The following is a 22,660-nucleotide window of genomic DNA, read 5'->3' as shown; positions in this document are numbered from 1 at the left end:
AAAAGAGAATTTATTTATTGAAATCTACTTCATCATTGGAATGAAGGTTTTCATTGATGTTATCTTCTTTCTTTTCTGTTGTTTTTTTAGGAGTAGGATCTGCAGGCCTTGGGTTTTTAATTTCGTCAATGGTTTGAAGGCTTCCGTCATCTCCATATCCTCCACTTAATCCTTTAAGGTTTGAACATCCGTCTTTCCAGTCTGAAGGTTTGACAAACTTATCATCAGGACTAACTTTCAGACTCTTATCTGCCCATACTTTCTTCATGAAAATTGCCCAGATCGGTAATGCCATTTTCGCACCCTGACCTTCACCCGTTCCAAAGAAGTGGGTTGCTCTGTCTTCCCATCCAACCCATGCTCCGGTGGCTAGTTTTGGAGTGATTCCCATAAACCATCCGTCAGAGTTATTCTGAGTGGTTCCTGTTTTAGCAGCAATTTCTACTGCTTTTGAGATTCCTCTTCTTCCTAATTCTCCGGAAGCTGTTCCGTATTGTGCAACACCTTTCATTAATTCAATCATGGTGTAAGCATACATCGGGTTCATGACTTCTTTCGGTTCTACATTTACTTCTTTGATTACTCTACCGTTGGCATCTTCAATTCTCCAGATCATTTCCGGTTTATTGTGGTTACCATAGTTGGCAAAAGTACTGTAGGCACCTAACATTTCATAAATTGTAATGTCTGATGATCCTAAAGCAATTGTATTGTTTCTTGGAATATCTTCTGTTACGCCCAGATCTCTTGCCGTTTGAATTACAGCGTCTACTCCTGTCATTTCAATAAGTCTTGCCGCAACAGGGTTTTGAGAGTGTGCCAATGCATCTTTTAAAGTAAGCATTCCTCCTCTTCCCGGTACATGCCATCCGTTATGATCATAAGTTCCGTTAGAAACGGTTGAACAAGGCGTCATTCCCAATTTCATAATAGCCGTTGCATATACGAAAGGTTTGAATGTGGATCCTACCTGTCTTTTACCCTGCTTAATGTGGTCATACTGGAAGTGCTGCCAGTCTATACCACCTACCCAAGCTTTGATCTCTCCGGTTCCTGGAACCATAGACATCAAACCTGCCTGTGCAATCTGTTTGTGATATCTGATAGAATCCCAAGGAGACATTTCTATCTCTTCTTCTCCGTTCCATGTGAATCGTGAAGTTTTGATAGGTTTCTTGAATTCCATCATAATAGAGTCGTCAGGCATGCCGTCAGCTTTCAACAGTTTGTATCGGCCGGTTCTTTTCATGGCCTGAACCATCACACTATTGATTTGTTTGTCATTAAGATAATAGAACGGTCTGTTCTTTCTTCCCCTCTGCTCTGCGTCAAATCTTTTCTGAAGATCCGTTAAGTGTTCCTTGATGGCTTCTTCTGCATATTTCTGCATTTTAGAATCAAGGGTAACATATATCTTTAAGCCGTCTTTGTAAAGGTTCAGCTTTTTGCCGGTTTCTTTTTCATGAGTTTCAAGATATTTATCAATTTCTTTTCTCAGATAAAACTTGTAATAGGCTGAATAGTCATCGTTAATACTTTTGATTGGATGATAATCTAATGTAATAGGTGTAGCAGCAGCTTTATCAAACGTAGCCTGATCTATATAGCCTGTTTTTAGCATTTGATCCAAAACAACATCTCTTCTTGCTTTTGCTCTTTCCGGATTTCTCATCGGGTTATTTTTTACCGGATTTTCAAGCATGGCAACAAACATTGTTGCTTCCGGCAGAGTAAGCTCGGATGTTTTCTTGTTAAAGTATATTTTGGAAGCCATTTCAATACCGTTTGCATTGTATAAAAAGTCAAACTTATTGAAATACAATGTTACAATTTCTTCTTTAGTATATCTTTTTTCAAGGCTTACAGCCACTACCCATTCTTTCAGCTTTTGAAAAACAGCTTTAATTTTATTATCTGCTCTTTTCCCTGTAAAAAGTAATTTTGCCAGCTGCTGGGTTATGGTAGATCCTCCACCTCGTCCACCCCCAAAAACTACAGCTCTGGCAACAGACTGAAGATCAATTCCGGAGTGTTCTTTGAAACGCTCATCTTCTTTAGCCTGAAGGGCATAAATAAGGAAAGGAGGAAGATCCTTATAAACGATAGGTTGTGTTTTCTCTTTTTCGAATTTACCCAAAGTGACTCCGTCTGAGGAAATAATCTCTGAAGCGACAAAAATGTCCGGGTTTTCAAGTTCTTTTACATCAGGCATTTCCCCAAGAAATCCTTGAGATACCGCAAAGAAAAGTCCCGAAATCCCCAGAACTACTGCAACAAGTCCGATCCAAATGAACGAGACCCATTTTCTCCAGGAGGTATCTTTCTTTTTTTTGGGAGGCAGAGGAAATGTTTTCCCCTTATTTCCTGCATTTTTTTTGTTTTCTTCCATTTATGGTTACGGTTTAGCCGTTTCTATTTTTACTCCAATATCCTCAATTCCCGGAAGGTTGTCATTTCTCATGGCCTGAGTAAGACCGATTTCATATTTTCCTTTTCCCGGAAACTGATAATTTAATTTATATTGAAACAAAGTTTCCTTCGTATCACCAAACCCTGTACCAAGCCATTCTCCATTTGGTTTTGCCAATACATAATTTAAGGTATCGGTTTCCTTTTTTTTGTTCTGGAGATTGGTGAAATTTACAATAAACCTTATATTGCTGTAAGGATAACTGTTGTTGTTTCTTACGACAAATATAATATTTTTAGGATTCTGCGGATCTGAAATTTCAAGATTAAATTTTTGTTCACTTTTCTTATTCCATTTGTTATCAACGGAATTCATGATGACATCTCCTCCTGAGGAAGAGTTACAGCTAAAGAAAAGGATAAGTGAAAGTAATCCTAAAATTTTATGCATTATTATCTTTTTTTGGAGGATATTTCTTTTTGAATTTCTTCTTATTTGGGTTGCTCTGCGGGTTTTTATCAGCATCAGAATTACTCACCGTTTTTTCCACAGGTCCTTTTTGCTGTGGGTGCTGCTTTTGAGGTTTGGGCTGATTCCCGGACTGAGGAGCATTTGGGTTTTCGGTTTTTTCAGATCTTTCCGGCCTTTCTGGTCTCTCCGGTCTGTTTCTTTTTTGCCCTTGCCCTTGTCCTTGCTGTGCCTGTTGGCTGTTACTCTGTTTGTTTGGAGTATTCCTGTTTCTGTTTCCTCTGTTTTTCTTCTCGAAACGATCCACATTGTTTTCCTGGATCAAATCAATAGTATGGGTAGGAGTGTCCGGCTGTTTCAAATCTTCAAGAGGAAGTGTTTTTTCTCCTCTTTTGTTTTTTGAAATCAACTTTTTAACAAGGTCAATGTCGAAATCATACCATGCAATAGAACTGTCCACGTAAGCAAACCACATTTTCTTTTTGAAAACGTCGATTTTGATACAGAATGCTTTTCCTTTCTCCGTTTCCAACGTTGTTGAAGAAGAAGGGAAGTTGCTCAAGGCATCCAGGTAACTGTCAAGTTCGTAGTTAAGGCAGCATTTTAGTTTACCGCACTGTCCTGCAAGCTTCTGAGGATTGATGCTCAGCTGCTGATATCTTGCAACGTTGGTGTTTACAGACCTGAAATCTGTAAGCCATGTAGAACAGCAAAGCTCACGTCCGCAAGATCCGATTCCACCTACTTTGGCTGCTTCCTGTCTGAAACCGATTTGTTTCATATCGATTTTAGTACGAAATGCTCCGGCATAGTCTTTAATTAACTGTCTGAAATCCACCCGGTTTTCGGCAGTGTAATAGAAGGTGATTTTTGAAGAGTCACCCTGGTATTCCACATCAGTAACTTTCATTTCAAGGCCTATTCTCTGGGCAATTTTTCTTGCTTCAAGCTTTACACCATCTTCTTTTTTTCTTGCTTCCTGCCATACCTCAAGATCTTTTTGGTTGGCCTGTCTGTATATTTTGAGTGCCGATTCTTCAGAAAACTTTTTCTTTTTCATCTGAATCTTTACTAATTCTCCCGTAAGGCTTACAACGCCTACATCGTGTCCCGGACTTGATTCTACTGTAACTACACTACCAATATGTAAAGGAATATTATTTACATTTTTATAAAACGATTTTCTGTCATTTTTAAATCTAACTTCTACAAAATCACACCTGTTTGGTGCCGGATTGTTGATGTTAGAAAGCCAGTCAAAAACACTTAATTTATAACTATTCCCGCAGGTATTTACATTTTCACAGCCATTTGCGGTTTTTTTAGGGCCGCAAGAATGTGCAGAATCGCCGGATGTTTTACATCCACAACTCATATTTACTATAATTTATAATCTGCAAATTTATGTATTTTTATCTTTATGCGATTCTAAAATACTTAAATAACCTGAATTCGGGAAAAAACATTTTCTTATTTTAGGTAAGAATGAATGTCACAGGCTGTATAAAGGCTGCTATAAGGAAATAAATGAACATAGATTTTTTTTAATTTAACATTCATTATCATTTTGCTTTCCTGTATTGTTTTTTTAGTATGCTGCGGTACAATGTTAAACATTTGTTTAAAATTAAACAATAAATGAGTTGTTGTTTTTCGGTATTCTTAAACCTTTAATAATGATTGTTTTGTCTTTTGTTTATTTCAAGGTGTTATTTTAAACATAGTTTTCTTTTAGGATAATGTTTAAAATATTGGCAAATATTAACAGACGTATTCAAAATAATTTTATATTTGGCTTATATAATAATAGTCTATGAAAAAAATATTAGTATCAACTGCTTTATTGGCGGGAGTTCTATCTTACGCAGGAGGCTTCAGAGTTTCCCTGCAAGGGGTAAAACAATTGGCAATGGCGCATACTAGTGCTCATGCCGAAGACGCGAGTGTGACATTTTTTAACCCTGCGGGTATGTCATTTATCCCTTCCAAACTGAGTGTAGTGGCAGGAGGATTTGCAGCAAGTAACAAGGTTACTTTTCAAAACTTCAATACTTTACAAAGTACAGAGACAGATAACCCTGTAGGAACTCCTTTCTATGCCGCGATTACTTATAGACCGATAGAAAAGCTTACCGTAGGTCTTAGTGTAACAACGCCTTTTGGAAGTACAATTAAGTGGCCGAATGACTGGGAAGGTAAAGAAATGGTTCAGAAATTAGAACTGAAAAGTTTCTACTTCCAACCCATGGTTTCTGTAAAACTAGCTCCATGGGTATCTTTTGGTGCCAGCTATATTTATGCAAAAGGAGTTGTAGATTGGGATAAAGCAGTAACACAATTTGGAGGGCAGGTAAATATCAATGATAAAAAAGCAAGCGGACACGGATATGGTTTCGGTTTCTACTTCAGACCTGATCCGAAATTAGATGTAAGTATTGCTTACCGTTCAGCAATAGATATGAAAGCTAAGAATGGTACAGCTACTTTCCAGTTCCCTTCTCAATCTATCTATAATCAGTTGAAACTAAATGCTGCCGGACAGGATGGGTTCTCTGCAACACTTCCGTTGGTGGAAGAATATACCATTGGTTTAACTTATAAAGTGACACCGAAATGGCAGGTTTCTGCAGACTTTAACTATCATGGATGGGAGAGATACAGCAAACTTACTTTAGATTTCGAGAATGCTCCTATTGGAAACAATCCATCGGATCCTACTATTCTTACCAATCCTAAGAATTTCAAAAACTCCAAAACTTTCAGATTGGGAACTCAGTATGCATTCACCAATATGATCTATGGACGTTTGGGAGCTTATTATGATGAAGCACCTTATACAACAGATAACTTTATTCCGGAGACACCTTCATATGATACTTATGTGGTTACCGGAGGGATAGGTATCAAGCTGAAACAATTCGGAGTGGATATTGCCGGAGGATATGCAATGCCTCAATACAGAAATGTAGATAATGCTAACTTAGGTTTCTACGGACAGTCAAAAGCAACAGCATTCTACTTAGGTCTAGGTTTATCTTATAATCCATTTTAATTTTAGAAGACTATGAAAAAAATTATAATATCGACAATTGCAGTTTCTGCACTTCTTTTTACAGTAAGCTGTAATACGGATTTCGATACGGATGTGAAAGATATCCAGGTAACAAAAGGAGATGCTGATTTTTCAAAATATATATCGTTAGGAAACTCTCTTACTTCAGGATATCGTGATGGTGCGCTGTATAGCAGTGGCCAGAATGAATCTTATCCAAGTATGATCGCTGCACAGATGAAACTTGCAGGGGGAGGAGACTTTAAACAACCTTTAATGCCTAATGACGTAGGTGGATTCAATAACCTTCCGGGATTTCCTGGAAAATTGACTCTTCAGGTTGTTAACGGATCTTTGGCTCCTGTACCAAGTGGGGCAGCAGCAGCACTAGATGTGCTATCCGGAGGAGGTACTTATAACAATATGGGGGTTCCGGGTGCGAAGTCATTCCACTTAGTTGCTCCTGGATATGGAAGTCAGGCAGGTCTTCTAACCGGTACGGCTAATCCTTATTTTGTAAGATTTGCTTCTTCTGCAACAACCAGTGTACTGGCTGATGCTATGGCTCAGAAAGCTACGTTTTTCTCTCTTTGGATAGGAAATAATGATGTATTGTCCTATGCTACCAACGGAGGAACAAACTCGCAGACTGTAGGAGGGGTTACAACATATTCGGTTGCAACAGTTCAGACAGGAAATACAAATCCTGCAACTTATAAATTAAATGATATCTCTGATCCTGCGCTTTTGGCCGGATCTATTAAGGCGGTTTTAGATGGTCTTAAAAGTGTAGGAACAACAAAAGGGGTTATTGCTAATATCCCTTCTGTTACTTCAGTTCCTTTCTTTACTACGGTGCCTTATAATCCTTTGACACCAGCTCTTTTAGGTTCAAATCTGACAACTCTTAATACAAGCTTGTATGGTCCTTTAAAGCAGGCTCTTACTGCTTTTGGAGCTGGGGATAGAATTAATTTACTTTCCGCTACAGGTCCAAATCCTGTTTTAATTAAAGATGTTGCTCTGACAGATCTTTCGGCTCAGCTTACCGCTGCTTTAACTCCTTCTTTGGGGCCACTGATGGCAGCTGCTTTTGGTCAGATCTTTGGTCAGGCAAGACAAGCGACAGCAGATGATTATATCTTGCTTACGACAAGTTCTGTGATTGGAAGTACTGCAGCAGGAGTTCCTGCTCCGGTAAATATTTATGGAATTTCTTATCCATTACAAAACCAACATGTATTAACGAAAACAGAAGCTGGCTACGTAAAAACTGCAACTACTGCATATAATGCTTCCATCAAATCACTTGCTGACTCCTATGGGCTTGCATTTGTAGATGCCAATACTAAAATGGTTGAACTGAATGCACAGTCAGGAATCTTATTTGACGGAGTGAAATATACTGCGAAATTTGTAACGGGAGGAGCTTTCTCTTTAGATGGAGTTCACCTGACAGGACGCGGATACGGTATTGTTGCTAATGAATTTATCAAGTCCATCAATGCTAAATACAAGTCTACACTTCCACAGGTAGATCCGAACAAATATTCAGGAGTTAAATTCCCTTAATAATTGATAAAATAAAAACTTAGAAACCACAGGAGTAAATCTTGTGGTTTTTTTTTAAATTTGCAAAATCTTTTAAAAAGTAAAAATGGCCGATCAGTTAAGTTATCTATTTTGTACAAGAACCAGCAGGGACTTGGCAGAGAAAATTGCCCAGAATTATGGGAAAGAATTAGGAAAAATCAACTTTCAGGAGTTCAGCGACGGGGAATTTGAACCTGTTTTGGACGAATCTGTAAGAGGAGGAAGAGTTTTCCTGATTGGATCTACATTCCCTCCTGCAGACAATCTTTTAGAGCTTCTTCTAATGATTGATGCAGCGAAAAGAGCTTCTGCAAAGAGCATTACCGTAGTAATTCCTTACTTCGGACTTGCCAGACAGGACAGAAAAGACAAACCAAGAGCGCCGATCGGTGCGAAGTTAGTTGCCAACCTTCTTACAGCAGCAGGAGCAACAAGAGTAATGACAATGGATCTTCACGCAGATCAGATTCAAGGGTTCTTCGAAATCCCGGTAGATCACCTGTATGCTTCTTCTATTTTCGTAGATTATATCAGATCTCTGAATCTTGATAATCTTACCATTGCTTCTCCGGATATGGGAGGTGCGAAAAGAGCTAAAAACTATGCGGGACACTTAGGTGCTGAAGTAGTAATTGCTTATAAGGAAAGAAAAAAGGCAAACGTTGTGGAAGAAATGTTCCTTATTGGTGATGTTACAGGTAAAAACGTAATCCTTATTGATGATATGATAGACACTGCAGGTACACTTTGTAAAGCAGCAGATATCCTAATTGAAAAAGGAGCGAAAACAGTAAGAGCTATGGCAACGCACGGAGTGCTTTCAGGTAAGGCTTACGATAATATTGAGAACTCAAAACTCTTGGAAGTTATTGTAACTGACTCAATTCCTGTTAAAAATAATTTGTCATCTAAAATAAAAGTGCTATCTTGCGCCCCGTTATTTGCAGATGTTATGACCATGGTTCATGAGCATAAATCAATTAGCAGTAAGTTTGTTATTTAATTGATTTTTAGCAATTTGCAAATTAAATAAGAATAATTTTTTAAATTTATTATAAATGAAATCTATTACAATTCAAGGTACAAAAAGAGAAAACGTGGGCAAAAAGTCTACAAAAGCTTTACGTGATGCTGAATTAGTTCCTTGTGTTGTTTATGGAGGTGAAGCTCCTTTAAACTTCTCTGCTGAAGAGAAAGCTTTTAAAGGATTAGTATACACTCCTGAAGCACACACGGTATCTATTGAGGTTGACGGAAAAACAATTCCAGCTGTTCTTCAGGACATTCAGTTTCACCCAATCACTGATAAAATTCTTCACGTAGACTTCTATCAACTATCTGACGATAAGCCAGTAGTTATGGAGGTTCCTGTAAGAATTACTGGACGTTCAAAAGGTGTTGTAGCTGGTGGTGTTTTACGTCAGTCTTTCAGAAAACTAAAAGTAAAAGCTATCCCTGCTAACCTACCTGACGAAATCGTTGTAGATGTTACTCCATTAAGAATTGGTAACAAACTTTACATCGGTGGTATCAAAACAGAAGGATATTCTTTCATGCACCCGGACAATGCAGTAGTAGTTGCTGTTAAGATGTCTAGAAATGCAATGAAAGGAGGTGCAGCAGCAATGGATGATGAAGATGAAGAAGAAGTTGCAACTGAAGAAGGTGCAGCTCCAGCAGAAGAAACTGCAGCAGAATAAGAATTGCTTATTTAAACAATATAAAACCTGTCAATGTATTGGCAGGTTTTTTATTTGCATTATTTGAGGAACAGGCACTCTTCTATAAAGTTTTTGCTTTATTGACTTTCTTCACCTTGAGCTATCGAATATTTCTATCAGCTGACAAGTATCAGGCTTTAACCCTATGCTTCCTTTCAGAAAAAAAGCCGTAAATTTGAAGAGTTCTAAATAAGAACGTTTTAATTTAAAAAATAAATAAATGTTTGACATTCAGGAAATAAGAAGCCAGTTTTCTATATTGGACAGAGAAGTGAACGGTAAGCCTTTGGTTTATCTGGATAATGCAGCTACATCTCAAAAACCAAATTCAGTTTTGGAAGTCTGTCATGCATATTATACAGAACTTAATGCCAATGTTCACAGAGGAATTCATACGCTAAGCCAGTTGGCAACAGAAGAAATGGAACTTTCAAGAAGAAAAATCCAGAAATTCATCAATGCTGAACATGATTTTGAAGTAATCTTTACAAAAGGAACAACAGAAGGGCTGAACCTTATCGCTTATATTTTAACACAGAAACTGCAGAAAGATGATGAAATTATCATTTCATATCTGGAACACCATTCTAATATTGTTCCATGGCAGATGCTTTGTGAAAGAACCGGAGCTAAACTTCGCGTCATTCCTATTGATGAAAACGGAATTCTTCAGATGGATCATTTTGACCAGTTTTTAAGCGAAAAAACAAAGGTTGTTTCTGTGAATCAGGTTTCCAATGCATTGGGAATTGTGAATCCTGTAGAAGAGATTATTGCAAAAACAAGAAAGAATACAGAAGCTTACATCGTTATTGACGGGGCTCAGTCTGCTCCGCATTTCAATATTGATGTTCAGAAGCTGGATTGTGACTTCTTTGTATTCTCAGGCCATAAAATGTATGCTCCTATGGGAACAGGGATTTTATATGGTAAACGAGAAATATTAGAAGCATTGCCACCGTTTCACGGAGGAGGAGAGATGATTGCAACATGTTCTTTCGAAGGAACTACGTATGCCGGTCTTCCGTTTAAATATGAAGCGGGAACACCTAATGTAGGTGGAAATATCGCTTTAGGAGCTGCTGTTGATTTTATGAACAGAATAGGTCATGCCAATATTCAGAATCATGAAAATGCTTTATTGGACTATGCTCAAAGACAGCTTTTAGAAATAGAAGGAATTAAGATCTATGGAGAAAAAGCAAAGAGAACCGGGGTTGTTTCCTTTAATCTGGAAGGAGTGGGTATAGCCTCTGATGTAGGAATGATCCTTGATAAAATGGGAATTGCTGTAAGAACAGGCCACCACTGTACACAACCGATCATGAACTTCTTTAATATTGCCGGAACGGTAAGAGCAAGTTTTGCGGTGTATAATACTTTTGAAGAAATTGATATCCTGGTAGAAGGAGTTAAAAAAGCACAAAGAATGTTGAGCTAATCAATACGATATTCTTTATGATATAAATTAAAAAGCAGCTTAATAGCTGCTTTTTTTATTAGTCTATTGGAACACAATAGCATCGGCCGTCAATAATAACCTGGTAATATCCGATGGCGCATTCAAGGCAGATTTCTCCTCCCGCTATAATGCTTTTCATTCTTTCTTTGTTTAGTTTTTTCATAGGATGTGATTTAAAGTTTAAGCATAAAGGTATAAATTATAGATAAAATTCAAATGTATGTAATGTATTTATTTTGTGTATAGTTATGTTTTATGAAATATAATTCATTAATTTTATATAAACATCAAATATTTTATTATGAAAAAGCTATTTATTCTATTTTTATCCATTTGTGGTTTATGTAATGCACAGATTTTTTCTGAAAACTTCAATGGTAATGCTTTGCCGACCGGGTGGACGGTAGAGAATCCGGATAACTCTTTTAACTGGAACGTGGGTTCACAGAATGGTTTCGCAGGCTTTCCCGATGGGGCAGCTTTTTTTGATGATGATGATGCAGGGCCAACCGGAATTAATACGAATGCCAGACTGATTTCTCCTGTAATTAACCTTACCGGAGTAGTAAATCCAAAGCTGTCGTTTAATTATGCCAATATGATTGATAATCTGGATTCTACTTTAAAAGTTGAAGTTTTCAATGGAACTTCCTGGGTTCAGGTTTTTACTTTTTCAGGAGATGCAGGAGTGTGGGATCTTGATTTTAACACCTTTACATTTGTAGTAACAAGTTATGATACTGCTGCAAATATAGACCTGACACCCTATGCTAACGCGGCTTTTAAACTCAGATTTGTTTATGATGATGCCGGAGACTATTCTTACGGTGTTGTCGTAGATAATGTGATGATTACAAGTGGAGTTTTGGCAACTTCTGAGGTTTCATATGTTGATCATATAGACGTATATCCAAATCCCGTTAAGGGAAATCTTTATATTAAACAAAACTCTCGAAATAAGGTTGAAAAGATTTCTGTGATTGATCAGTCAGGGAAGCTGGTGAGGACATTTAGTAAAGGATCAGATTCTTATGATGTGTCAGATCTGCCAAAAGGAGTCTATATTATAATGATCATTAATCATGACGGAAAAATTGTTAAGAAGAAAATAATGAAGGAATAATCATTGGAAAAAGGAACAAAAAAACCTTATAGAACATTCTGTAAGGTTTTTTTTGTATTTCAAAAAGAAATAATTTTATAAATTCGGCTTCCAGTCAACCACTGCTCTGATAAATGCTTCTGCATTTTCAACAGGGACATTAGGTAAAATTCCGTGACCTAAGTTGGCGATATATCTGTCTTTTCCAAAACGGTTAATCATTTCGTTCACCATTTTCTTGATCGTTTCAGGTGTTGAGTGAAGTCTGGCAGGATCAAAGTTTCCTTGTAGCGTCATTGTGTGATTGGTCAGTGTTCTTGCGAATTCAGGCTTAATAGTCCAGTCTACCCCAAGAGCAGAAGCTTTAGACATTGTCATATCTTCCAGTGCAAACCAACATCCTTTTCCAAAGACAACAACGTGAGTAAGCGGACTTAATGCTTCAACAATCTGATTAATATACTGCCATGAGAATTCCTGATAATCTGTAGGAGAAAGCATTCCTCCCCATGAATCGAAAACCTGTACTGCAGAAACTCCTTTTTCTACTTTTCTCTTCAAATAAGCAATAGTAGTATCTGTAATTTTTTGCAATAATAAATGAGCTGCTTCAGGTTGTTGGAAACAGAAAGATTTCGCAATATCAAAAGCTTTACTTCCTTTTCCTTCTACACAATAGCAAAGGATAGTCCATGGAGAACCGGCAAAACCGATCAATGGAATGTCATTGTCCAGTTTCTGTAGCGTAAGCTCAATAGCATCAAAAACGTAGCCTAAAGTATCATTCACGTCCGGAGTTTCAATATTCTGAACCTGTTCCATTGTTCTGATAGGAGTATCCAGCCAAGGGCCAACGGATTCTTTCATCTTGAAATCAATTCCCATTGCCTGTGGCACTACCAGGATATCAGAAAACAGAATCGCAGCATCCAAAGGAAATCTGCGGATAGGCTGTAGAGTGATCTCAGCAGCAAGCTCAGGAGTCTGACATCTTGTAAAGAAATCATATTGGTCTCTCAAGGCAATGAATTCCGGCAGATATCTTCCAGCCTGCCTCATCATCCAGACAGGAGGTCTTTCAACGGTTTCTCCGCGAAGTGCTTTTAAATATAGGTCGTTCTTTATCATAATCAATTTTAACTAATATTACCGGCAATATTTCGGTAACAGATATTCTAAATTCTACTTCTGATTTCTTTTCTGATCAATGCAAAGATGGAGGTCAGTGTATTTTCTTCAGAAGTGAAAATTTCTTCCTGCGTATAATTTCTCAGCTCACCGGAAGTGGTTTCGCCAATGGAAAAAAGTTTCATCCCTTCCAGAGAATTTCGCCTTGCAAAACTACGAACTCCGCTCGGACTAAAAAATACTGCAGCATGATATTTTTCATTTATTAAAGGATGAGTTTCCTCAGTATTGTATATCGTAACTTTTTTGTACTTAATGTTTTGTAAAGGAAGTTCCTGATCCAGAACATTGATGGCAAGATTGCCACAGAAGTGAAGAAACTGCTCGTGCTGGCATTTCCCGATAATAAACCTGGAAAGAGTCTCGGCATTTTTCAACACCTTAAAGGTTCCGAAGCCATGTTTTCTTAATTCCCTCTTCGTTTTTTCGCCCACACAATAGATCTTGTTGTAGTTTTTTGCCGTAAAATTCTCATTGGGCTTAAATCTGTTTTTGAAAAATGAGATCACTCCATTCACGCTGGTGAAAATCAGAGAATAATTTTTCAGATCAAAAGGACTGATCATAATAGGCTTTGTCTTAATTACCTCAACACAGTCGACCGAAATATCCTCTCCTAATTCTTTGGATATAATCGTTGGGTCTATATTTTTGGTAAATAAGATTTTCATGTCTGTAAAATTAAGAAGATGAAAAGAGCTGCGGAAGGAATTTATAATCTGAAATATCAGATCTGGCTTTTGATTTCTGCCATTAATTCTTTTCCTCCGTTTTCAAGAACCACTTTTGCGAACTTTTCTCCAAAATTTTCTTCCGGAGTATACACGAAGTTTTCATCCACAGCAATGCAGTTTTTCCCGTCTAAAGAGCAAAGTGCTGCTTTGAAACGGATCTGGTCGCCAATGATTTCTGCAAATGCTCCGATAGGCGCAGTACAGCCTCCTTCTAAAGTACTCAGGAAATTTCTTTCAATTTCTACACAGATCTGAGTCTGCTCGTGGTTGATCTGGCTTACAATTTCGTTGATCTCCGGTTTGTCAGTATGTCCGGCTACGGAAATTACTCCTTGGGATGGAGCGCAAATCATTAATGGAAGCATTTCATAATCAATTTCCATTTTCATTCTTTTGATACCTGCCAAAGATAGAATGGTGGCATCAAAATCTCCATCTTCCAGTTTTTGAAGTCTGGTTTGAATATTCCCACGGATATCCGAAAAATCAGTAGTCGGATAATTTCTCAGCCAGAAAGCTCTTCTTCTTAAACTGCTGGTGGCAAGCTTAAGCTCATGGAACTCTTTGTTTCTTGCTGATTTCTTTCTGATTAGAATGTCCTGTGGATAATCTCTTTCCAGATAAGCAATCATCTCAATATTCTGAGGCAATTGAGTAGGAACGTCTTTTAAAGAATGTACGGCAATATCAATCTCGTCATTCAATAAGGCAACATCAAGGTCTCTTGTGAAAACCCCGGTGATTCCTAAAGAATAGAGTGGCTGATTAAGGTTCTTATCGCCAGAAGAAACGATAGGAACAATTTCCGTTAAATAATTGTTGTTCTGAAGGTGCCTCGCAACCTCTCTAGCCTGCCAAAGTGCAAGTGCGGAATTTCTCGTTCCGATTCTAATGCTTTTCATTGAATTCGTTGTTTGGTTGTTCAACTAATATTTCGTGCATTAATTTACTAATTTCTTCGGCTTTTAAAGGATTGTCGATGATATATTTTGCAAAACGGTTGGTGATTTTCTGGATCATTTTGTCAGAAAGTTCCATGTCCGTGATGTTTATGTATTTATTCTTTCTGTAAAAATTATGCATTTCGTTGCGTTCCATATTCTTTAGAACCGCTTTGAAGTGATGAATATTGGGTGCCAGCTTTCTCTTTTTCTCCCATTCAATAAAGTCTTTCATCAGTTCCTTAATGATTTTTTCAGCTTTCGGAATTTCTCTTTCCCGCTGTTGAATCGTTTCCTGGATCTGTTTTGAAAGCTCATCCACATCAATCAGAGTTACATTTTCATTTTCGGTAACATTCTTTTCAACGTTATGAGGGATCGAAAGATCAATCACCAGTGTTTCTTTTCCGTTCGGGAAATGAGACTGGTTGATAATAGGATGCTTGGCTCCTGTTGCTACAATAAGGATATCGGTGTTTTTTAATTCCTTGTCAAAATCAGAATAATCAACGTGAGGAATATTATATTTCTGGGAAATCTTTTCAGCTTTCTCCTGAGTTCTGTTGGCAATTTTAATTTTCGGCTGAAAGACATGTTTTACCAGATTTTCAACGGTATTCTGCCCAATCTCACCTACCCCGAGAAGAAGGATGTTTTTTTCTGCAATCCTTTTCTGGCTGTTTAAAATATAATGAACCGCTGCATAAGAAACAGAAGCCGCTCCATTGGAAATGCCGGTTTCATTTTTTATTCTTTTCGAAATCTGAATAGCTGCATTGATTGCTCTTTCCAGGTAAGGATTAGAATTTTGTCTCTCTTTTTTGAAACGGTTGTATGCTTTTTTGATCTGTCCGATGATTTCAAAATCTCCGATAATCTGACTTTCAAGACCCGCAGCTACTCTGAAAAGGTGAATAAGAGCTTCCTCTTTGGTAAGAATATTGGCAAACTGAAGAAAATCCGTAAGATGTACTCCGATGGTTTTACAATACTCCTCAGCCACTAAAAGGTAATTGGGGGAAGTGGTATAGATTTCGGTCCTGTTACAGGTGGAAACCACAAATGCATCACCAAGATCTTCCTGATGGACTCTGGAAACAAAGTTTTTGATGTTCTCATCAAAGAATGCAAACTTTCCTCTCGTTTCTACGTCGGCTTTCTCGTAGCTTATTGAAAGCACGGCAAAATTTGACGTTCGATGAATGTTGGAATACTGTAACATAAGCAGTCGCAAATTTACGATTTTTTTAATTAACCATTCTCTGAAAGTGTATATGATAATTATCGTAAAAAACTATAAAAGCAGAAGGAAAGAAGTTTATGGAAGAAATGCTAAACGGTAAAATGACAAAATTGTCTTGTAAGCAAAGCTTGAATTATTTTTCGTTTGAATTTTTTCGCTTTAATCCCATCAGAATCCTCTGCTTTCTTAGCTTTTTTGCCCTTTTGGGATTTCGCTTTTCAACCCTTTTAACACCCCTTGAATTTTAGTTGAAATCAAACTCTGTAAATGTCTAAATTGAAAGTTAATAAAGAATTATAAATTTTAATAAAATTTTAACCAAATTAAGTTGGTGGGAAATTTCTTTAGTAGTCTTAAATTTATATCTTTGTAAACTTAAAATCAGAAGAAAAATATGAGTTTATTTGATATGTTTACGCAAGAAATTGCGATAGACCTGGGAACGGCTAATACCCTAATTATCCATAATAATAAAATTGTTATAGATCAACCGTCAATTGTTGCAATTGAACGTTCTACGGGTAAACCCATTGCTGTAGGGGAACAGGCTAAGCATATGCAAGGTAAAACTCACGAGGATATCAAGACAATCCGTCCTTTGAAGGATGGAGTTATTGCTGATTTTCACGCTTCTGAACATATGATCAAGGAATTCATCAAGAAAATTCCTGGAATCAAAGGTAAATTCATACAGCCTGCATTACGAATTGTAATCTGTATCCCTTCTGGTATCACTGAAGTTGAAAAAAGAGCGGTAAGAGACTCTGCTCAGAAAGTAAACGCAAAAGAAGTACGATTGATCTATGAACCAATGGCAGCTGCAATAGGAGTTGGGATTGACGTACAAAAGCCTGAAGGAAATATGATCATCGATATAGGTGGTGGTACTACGGAAATTGCTGTAGTAGCTTTAGGAGGAATCGTATGTGATAAATCTGTGAAGATTGCCGGGGATGTATTTACCAACGATATTGCTTATTACTTAAGAACTCACCATAACCTTTATATCGGAGAAAGAACAGCTGAAAGAATCAAAATTGAAGTAGGTTCTGCAGTAGAAGATCTTGATGTAGATATCGAGGACATCCCGGTACAGGGTAGAGACCTTATCACCGGTAAGCCTAAAGAAATTATGGTTGGATACAAAGAGATTGCACGTGCATTAGACAAATCGATCATCAGAATCGAGGATGCCGTAATGGAAACACTTTCTCTTACTCCACCGGAATTGGCAGCTGATATTTACAAAACAGGTATTTATCTTGCCGGAGGAGGAGCGCTATTAAGAGGTCTTGCGGACAGAATTCACAAAAAAACAGGCCTTCCTGTATTTGTTGCTGAAGATCCGTTGAGAGCTGTAGTTCGCGGAACAGGGATTGCCCTTAAGAATATGGATAAGTTCAATTTCTTAATTAAATAATTTTAACTTTTTACGACTTTATATCTGAATGGGATTTTTGCTGAGATTATTTTCGAAGAATACTCTTTTCGTCTTCTTTATATTCCTGCAAATTATTGCTCTGGTTTTGATATTCTCTAGAAATGCCATGCAGAGATCCTGGATTGCAGGCCAAACGGCTGCTTTCAATTCCTGGGTTTCCGGATATATTGATGAAGGAGTTTCTTATCTGAAGCTAAAACAGATCAATGAAGATCTTGTGGTTCAGAATAAAGCCCTTATGACTGAGCTCTATGGAAAAGACGGAGAGAAAAATCCTGTTTTCAAAAGAGTTCATGATACCATTGGTGGAGGGCAGATCTATACTTTTGTTGATGGTGAAATTGTTTTCAACAGTATCAACAGAAGAAATAACTATTTTACCATTAACCGTGGCCGAAGAGACGGTGTCTTCCCTCAAATGGGGGTAATGGCGCCGAGAGGGATTGCGGGAATTGTAATCAATTCTACAGATAGTTATGCATTAGTTCAATCGGTGTTAAGTGTCAACAAGATCAGAATTAATGCAGCACTTAAAAACTCAGGATATTTTGGTACCTTAACGTGGAATGGAGATAACTCAAGAGTCATGCACCTTGCGGATATCCCTAAATATGTTGCCTTAAAAGTAGGGGATACTGTCGTTACAGATGGTAAATCTGCTATTTTTCCTAAGGGCGTAACCATTGGTACTATTGCAGGATATTCTGTAGATAATAAAACCGGCTTCTGGGATATTTCCGTAGAGCTGAGTGAGAAAATGGGAGCATTGAATAAAGTGTATGTAGTGAAGAATCTTAAGAAAGCAGAAGTGCAGAAGATTCAGGACACTATGCAGGCTGTAATAAAAAAAGAAAATGATTAGCAGAACTTTATTTACCGATATATTGATCATGATCTTTCTTGTTGCATTACAAATTTTTGTATTGAACAGGATTACGCTTTTCGGAAAATATACTCCGGTATTATATCCTGTGTTTGTCATGTTTTATCCATTTTTCAGAAATAAATTTCAGTTCCTGGCATTGAGCTTTTTAATAGGACTATCTATTGATGGTTTTCTTAATACATGGGGAATTAATGCGTTTGCAACAACGCTGATTGCCTATTTCAGAACGTTGATCTTTAGAACTTCTACGGATACTTCTACGGATTTTTTCTCTTTTCAGTCCCTTCAATGGGCGCAGTTTTTGCTGTTTTTATTTTCAAGTATTTTCCTGCATCAACTTTTATTACAGTATATTGAGTTCTTTAAGTTTAGCAGGTTTTTTGAAATATTATTTAATGTGTTGGTGACAAGTGTAATTTCATTTATCTTTATAGTCATTTACGCATTAATATTTAAAATCAAACAAAAAGTTTGAACACACGTTATTTAAAAATCTTTTCGATCCTCGTTATCATCGCACTTATTTTTGTGGTGAGGCTTGCGTATTTGCAATTGTTTACAGACCGTTATGCATTGAATGCTGCGAATACATCCATTAAAACAGAATATGTTATTCCACAGCGTGGAGTTATTTTTGATAGAAATGGTAAAATCATGGTAGGCAATCAGCCTGCTTATGAAATTTCATTTACTCAGGCTTTGATGAAACCTGATTTTGATACACTGGCTTTTTGTAGTTTGATGAAAATTACAAAACAGGATTTTATCAATAGAGTCAATATTATCAAAAAGGAGAAATATTATTCGAAGCTGACCCCAATGACTTTCATTAAAGACCTCAGCAGGGAAGATATTGCAAGAGTTCAGGAAATTATTTTTAAATACCCCGCATTCAATATAGTATCAAGACCTCAGCGTCAGTATGAAGTCTCCACATCCGGAAACCTTCTGGGATACACCAGTGAGGTGAACGAAAGAGATATTAAAAAAGATTCTGTCTATTATTTACCAGGAGATTTTATCGGGAAAACAGGAGTTGAAAAATCCTACGAAAAAGAACTTAGAGGAGTAAAAGGGATAAAATATATTCAAAAAGATATCAGGCTCAGAAATATCGGTTCCTATAAAAACGGATCTTTAGATAAAGATGTGATTACAGGTAAAGATATTACCTTAACCATTGATTATGATCTTCAGAGAACAGCTGAGGAAATGATGGTCAACAAACATGGTGCTATTGTAGCTTTAGATCCTAATAATGGGGAAGTATTAGTGGCGGCAACAGGACCGGACATTGATCCGAACCTTTTCACCGGACCTTATAAATCAAAAAATTTATATGCCCTTTCAAAAGATACTCTCTACGAGAATAAACCTACTTTTGACCGTTCTTTACAGGCAGGATATCCTCCGGGATCAACTTTCAAATTGCTGACAGCACTCGCGGCCATGCAAATGGGAGTAATGGATGAAAAAACAATCTTCCCTTGTGGAGGAGGATTCTTCTATAAAGGAAAAAGAATTAAAGGACATGGTGGAGCTGATCCGTTAATTCCTTCTATTCAGGTTTCCAGTAACTGTTTCTTTACCTATGCATTTATTGCCATCATCAAAAAATACCCGGGGAATCCTTCTAAAGGGGTTGATGAATGGAAAAAAATCATGAGTAGTTTTGGGGTGGGTGAGTTTTTAAATAATGATTTTGCTGTTGGAGCAAAAGGAAGAATCCCTTCCGGAGATTTTTACGAAAAAAGATTTAAAGCCATCATGAAGGCAAGTGGCTCCCAGAGAAAGGATTTTACCAACTGGGACGAGATGTCAACCGGTGCTATTTATAATGGAATGGGGCAGGGTGATGTTTTGGTAACGCCTATTCAGTTAGCGAACTACGTAGCTGCTATCGCGAATAAAGGATGGTATTATACGCCTCATATCGTAAAGGCTATTGATGGAAAACCCAATCCTGATCAAAGATTCAAGGTTAAACATAAAACGTTAGTAGATCCAAAGCATTTCGAACCTGTTTTAAAAGGGATGGAAGCTGTGGTTTTGAGAGGAACGGCAAGAGGATTGAAATCCAATGACTTTACCCAATTGGCTAAAACAGGTACAGCACAGGTTCCGCAAGGAAAGGATAATTCTATCTTTGTATTGATTGCTCCTGCTGATAAACCAAAAATTGTAGTAGTAGCAGTAATGGAACATGCTGGATTTGGTGCTACGTGGGCTGGACCGGCTTGTACAGTGATTGCTGAAAAATATATTACAGGTGATCTGAAAAGAGAAAATCTTTATAAAAAAATGATTACCTCGAGTTTCATGCCTGAATATAAAAGGCAATGGATTGCTGATTTGAAGCGTAAAGGTTTGTATGTGGATCCTAAACCTGATTCCATTAAACAGAAAAAAATTAAGGATAGTCTGGAGTTGGTAAAGCAACAAAAAGCTAAACTGCAAAAGAAAATAGAAGAGGAAGCTAAAAAAAATAACACTGCTAAAAAACCTGTGAAGCAATGAAATGGACAGAAGGAATAGATAAACTGGGCCTTGGGCTGTATTTCCTGCTTTGCATTTTTGCGATTGCAAACATCTACAGTGTGGACCAGAAACTAGGAGAAAAGCAATTGGTTTTTTTCTGTATTTCTGTATTTGTGGGGCTTATTATATTCGTTGGGAGAAGCAAATTCTTTGAGAATATGGCCGGGATTATTTACATTGGAGGAGTTTTGTTATTGATAGGGCTTTTCCCGTTTGGTAAAGAAATTCTGGGACAAAAGAACTGGTATAAGTTTGGAAGTTTCACCATGCAGCCCGTGGAGTTTGCAAAAATTGGAACTGCTTTGATGCTGGCTAATTTTGTTTCAAGCCCGGATTTTAATATTAAAAATAAAAAATCTATCTGGACTGCCCTTGCTATTATAGGTATTCCTGCAGCCGTCGTTCTGGCGATTCCTGATGTGGGTTCTATGCTCGTATTTATAGCGTTTTTTATTGCTTTGTACAGAGAAGGACTGAGTGGTCTTTTATTTGGTATTGGATTTATTTTCGCCGGAGTTTTTTTGATCGCATTAGCGGTTCCTCCCGTTTATGTTGCGATCGCTGTTTTAGTGATTGCTGGTGTTCTGATTGCTATGAATTATCATAGAATGTCATGGGACGTTATTTCTATTTCGGGAATTACCGGTTCCATTCTTTTATTGTGCGGCCTGGCTTTCGGGTCTCCTTATATTTTAGAAAAACTTCCTAAACACCAAAGAGAAAGAATTGAGGTTCTTTACAAAGGTGAAAAGGCATTTAGAGATACTTCAGGATACAATCTGTTATATTCCAAAACGGCTATCGGATCCGGTGGCCTTTGGGGAAAAGGATACCGTGAAGGATCTGTTACCCAGGGGAAATTTGTGCCTGAGCAGGAAACGGATTATATCTTTTGTACAGTAGGAGAAGAATGGGGCTTTTTAGGAAGTGCGATTCTTATTTTATGCTACATGGTCTATATTGGAAGGATATATTATCTGGCAGAGAAACAGAAATCTACTTTTAACCGTGTATTCGGGTATTGCTTTGCCTCGATTCTGCTGATGCACTTTTCGATCAATTTAGGGATGGTTATGGGGCTTTTCCCAACAGTTGGGATTCCTCTCCCGTATTTCAGTTATGGTGGAAGTTCTTTACTGGCCTTCTCCATGATGACATTTATTTTCTTTAAACTTAATTATTCGGATAAGAATAGCCTGGTGTAATATCTTTTAAGCGAAAATATAAAATCGCAAAAAGGTAATACTTCTTCTTTACACATCTGCAGATTGTGGAGTATATTGTCGTTCTATAAATCATAAAAAATGAAAGATGCTTATATCCTGGATCAGGATTTTGAAAATATTGATCTTACCCAATTACAAAAAGGAGAATATGAAAACTGTACATTCAGAAACTGTAATTTTGAATACGGAAATCTATCCGGTTTCAGTTTTACAGACTGTGAATTTACAGCCTGTAATCTAAGTATGACAAAGCTTATCAAAACAGCCTTCCATGAGGTAGTTTTCAAAGAATGTAAAATGTTTGGACTTCAGTTTAATGATTGTAATGCCTTTGGATTATCTTTCACGTTTGACGGAAGTGCTTTAAATAACTCCGTTTTTTATCAGACTTCCATTAAGAAGACTGTCTTTAAAAATACCAAATTAATAGAGGTGGATTTTACTGAATGTGATCTGTCAAATGCCGTCTTCACTCACTGCGATTTGTCGGGCGCTGTTTTTGATAGTACAAACCTTGAAAAAGCAGATTTCCGCACATCAGTTAACTATTCAATAGATCCGGCTTTAAACAGGCTTAAAAAGGCTAAATTTTCGCTTTCTGAAATCTATGGACTGCTCTATAAACTGGATATTGAAATTGATAAGAATGGCTGAT

At 37.3% G+C, this 22,660-nt stretch carries 20 protein-coding genes; 12 read left to right on the top strand and 8 right to left on the bottom strand.

Annotation, left to right across the window (positions count from 1 at the left end):
• Positions 1-10: 10 nt before the first annotated feature.
• The 3 genes from ODR02_RS05170 to ODR02_RS05160 are packed head-to-tail and all read right to left on the bottom strand — an operon-like array spanning position 11 to position 4,253.
• On the bottom strand, positions 11-2,389 hold the full coding sequence (locus ODR02_RS05170; RefSeq protein ID WP_209786372.1) for a transglycosylase domain-containing protein: 2,379 nt from the start codon (positions 2,387-2,389) through the stop codon (positions 11-13).
• 6 nt (positions 2,390-2,395) lie between these two features.
• Positions 2,396-2,860, bottom strand: coding sequence for a gliding motility lipoprotein GldH (locus ODR02_RS05165; RefSeq protein ID WP_209786371.1), 465 nt, complete (start codon positions 2,858-2,860; stop codon positions 2,396-2,398).
• Positions 2,853-4,253: a PSP1 domain-containing protein gene (locus ODR02_RS05160; protein ID WP_209786370.1), complete on the bottom strand. Its 1,401-nt coding sequence runs from the start codon at positions 4,251-4,253 to the stop codon at positions 2,853-2,855. Before ODR02_RS05160 ends, ODR02_RS05165 begins: the two co-directional genes overlap by 8 nt.
• 438 nt (positions 4,254-4,691) lie before the next feature.
• On the opposite strand from ODR02_RS05160, the gene ODR02_RS05155 reads away from it, so the two are divergent.
• The 5 genes from ODR02_RS05155 (at position 4,692) to ODR02_RS05135 (ending at position 10,685) form a co-directional block, all read left to right on the top strand.
• Positions 4,692-5,930: an OmpP1/FadL family transporter gene (locus ODR02_RS05155; protein WP_105683103.1), complete on the top strand. Its 1,239-nt coding sequence runs from the start codon at positions 4,692-4,694 to the stop codon at positions 5,928-5,930.
• A gap of 12 nt (positions 5,931-5,942) precedes the next feature.
• Positions 5,943-7,502: a G-D-S-L family lipolytic protein gene (locus ODR02_RS05150; RefSeq protein WP_309511768.1), complete on the top strand. Its 1,560-nt coding sequence runs from the start codon at positions 5,943-5,945 to the stop codon at positions 7,500-7,502.
• Positions 7,503-7,587: 85 nt separating this feature from the next.
• Positions 7,588-8,526 (top strand): ribose-phosphate pyrophosphokinase, encoded by a 939-nt coding sequence (locus ODR02_RS05145; protein ID WP_047380211.1) that lies wholly within the window; start codon positions 7,588-7,590, stop codon positions 8,524-8,526.
• A 55-nt stretch (positions 8,527-8,581) separates the two neighbouring features.
• The gene (locus ODR02_RS05140; RefSeq protein WP_047380212.1) at positions 8,582-9,223 is read left to right on the top strand and encodes a 50S ribosomal protein L25/general stress protein Ctc; all 642 of its coding nucleotides are present in this window, start codon (positions 8,582-8,584) and stop codon (positions 9,221-9,223) included.
• A 241-nt stretch (positions 9,224-9,464) separates the two neighbouring features.
• A complete protein-coding gene (locus tag ODR02_RS05135; RefSeq protein ID WP_309511767.1) occupies positions 9,465-10,685 on the top strand; it encodes an aminotransferase class V-fold PLP-dependent enzyme in 1,221 nt (406 codons plus the stop codon).
• A 58-nt stretch (positions 10,686-10,743) separates the two neighbouring features.
• Here the strand turns inward: ODR02_RS05135 and ODR02_RS05130 are convergent, their stop codons facing one another.
• A complete protein-coding gene (locus tag ODR02_RS05130; RefSeq protein ID WP_105683107.1) occupies positions 10,744-10,869 on the bottom strand; it encodes a GNAT family acetyltransferase in 126 nt (41 codons plus the stop codon).
• Positions 10,870-11,007: 138 nt separating this feature from the next.
• Between ODR02_RS05130 and ODR02_RS05125 the strand changes: the two genes are divergently transcribed.
• Positions 11,008-11,829 carry a T9SS-dependent choice-of-anchor J family protein gene (locus tag ODR02_RS05125; RefSeq protein WP_309511766.1) on the top strand — a complete coding sequence of 274 codons (822 nt, stop codon included), beginning with the start codon at positions 11,008-11,010 and terminating at the stop codon, positions 11,827-11,829.
• 75 nt (positions 11,830-11,904) lie between these two features.
• Here ODR02_RS05125 and hemE read toward each other — a convergent pair whose 3' ends face one another.
• The 4 genes from hemE to hemA are packed head-to-tail and all read right to left on the bottom strand — an operon-like array spanning position 11,905 to position 15,893.
• Entirely contained in the window at positions 11,905-12,936 is a 1,032-nt protein-coding gene (gene hemE / locus ODR02_RS05120) for a uroporphyrinogen decarboxylase (protein ID WP_047376227.1), read from the bottom strand.
• A 47-nt stretch (positions 12,937-12,983) separates the two neighbouring features.
• Positions 12,984-13,667 carry a uroporphyrinogen-III synthase gene (locus tag ODR02_RS05115; protein ID WP_209786366.1) on the bottom strand — a complete coding sequence of 228 codons (684 nt, stop codon included), beginning with the start codon at positions 13,665-13,667 and terminating at the stop codon, positions 12,984-12,986.
• 56 nt (positions 13,668-13,723) lie between these two features.
• Positions 13,724-14,632 carry a hydroxymethylbilane synthase gene (gene hemC / locus ODR02_RS05110; protein ID WP_309511765.1) on the bottom strand — a complete coding sequence of 303 codons (909 nt, stop codon included), beginning with the start codon at positions 14,630-14,632 and terminating at the stop codon, positions 13,724-13,726.
• Positions 14,619-15,893: a glutamyl-tRNA reductase gene (hemA, locus tag ODR02_RS05105; protein WP_105683111.1), complete on the bottom strand. Its 1,275-nt coding sequence runs from the start codon at positions 15,891-15,893 to the stop codon at positions 14,619-14,621. Before hemA ends, hemC begins: the two co-directional genes overlap by 14 nt.
• A gap of 415 nt (positions 15,894-16,308) precedes the next feature.
• On the opposite strand from hemA, the gene ODR02_RS05100 reads away from it, so the two are divergent.
• From ODR02_RS05100 to ODR02_RS05075, 6 genes are all read left to right on the top strand, one after another.
• Complete coding sequence (locus tag ODR02_RS05100) at positions 16,309-17,334, top strand: rod shape-determining protein (protein WP_045491741.1); 1,026 nt, start codon at positions 16,309-16,311, stop codon at positions 17,332-17,334.
• Between the two features lie 28 nt (positions 17,335-17,362).
• Entirely contained in the window at positions 17,363-18,217 is an 855-nt protein-coding gene (gene mreC, locus ODR02_RS05095; protein WP_062673151.1) for a rod shape-determining protein MreC, read from the top strand.
• Positions 18,210-18,716 (top strand): rod shape-determining protein MreD, encoded by a 507-nt coding sequence (locus tag ODR02_RS05090; RefSeq protein WP_105683113.1) that lies wholly within the window; start codon positions 18,210-18,212, stop codon positions 18,714-18,716. The genes mreC and ODR02_RS05090 overlap by 8 nt, the downstream gene beginning before the upstream one ends.
• Entirely contained in the window at positions 18,713-20,758 is a 2,046-nt protein-coding gene (locus ODR02_RS05085) for a penicillin-binding transpeptidase domain-containing protein (RefSeq protein ID WP_309511763.1), read from the top strand. Before ODR02_RS05090 ends, ODR02_RS05085 begins: the two co-directional genes overlap by 4 nt.
• Positions 20,755-21,984, top strand: a complete 1,230-nt coding sequence (rodA, locus tag ODR02_RS05080) for a rod shape-determining protein RodA (protein ID WP_209786363.1) — start codon at positions 20,755-20,757, stop codon at positions 21,982-21,984. The genes ODR02_RS05085 and rodA overlap by 4 nt, the downstream gene beginning before the upstream one ends.
• Before the next feature lie 99 nt (positions 21,985-22,083).
• A complete protein-coding gene (locus tag ODR02_RS05075; RefSeq protein WP_209786362.1) occupies positions 22,084-22,659 on the top strand; it encodes a pentapeptide repeat-containing protein in 576 nt (191 codons plus the stop codon).
• Position 22,660 lies beyond the last annotated feature (1 nt).

Source organism: Chryseobacterium sp. CFS2 (assembly GCF_036543225.1).
Classification (GTDB): domain Bacteria; phylum Bacteroidota; class Bacteroidia; order Flavobacteriales; family Weeksellaceae; genus Chryseobacterium; species Chryseobacterium culicis_A.
Note: the sequence above shows the minus strand (reverse complement) of the source record. Positions and strands in the feature narration are given on the sequence as shown.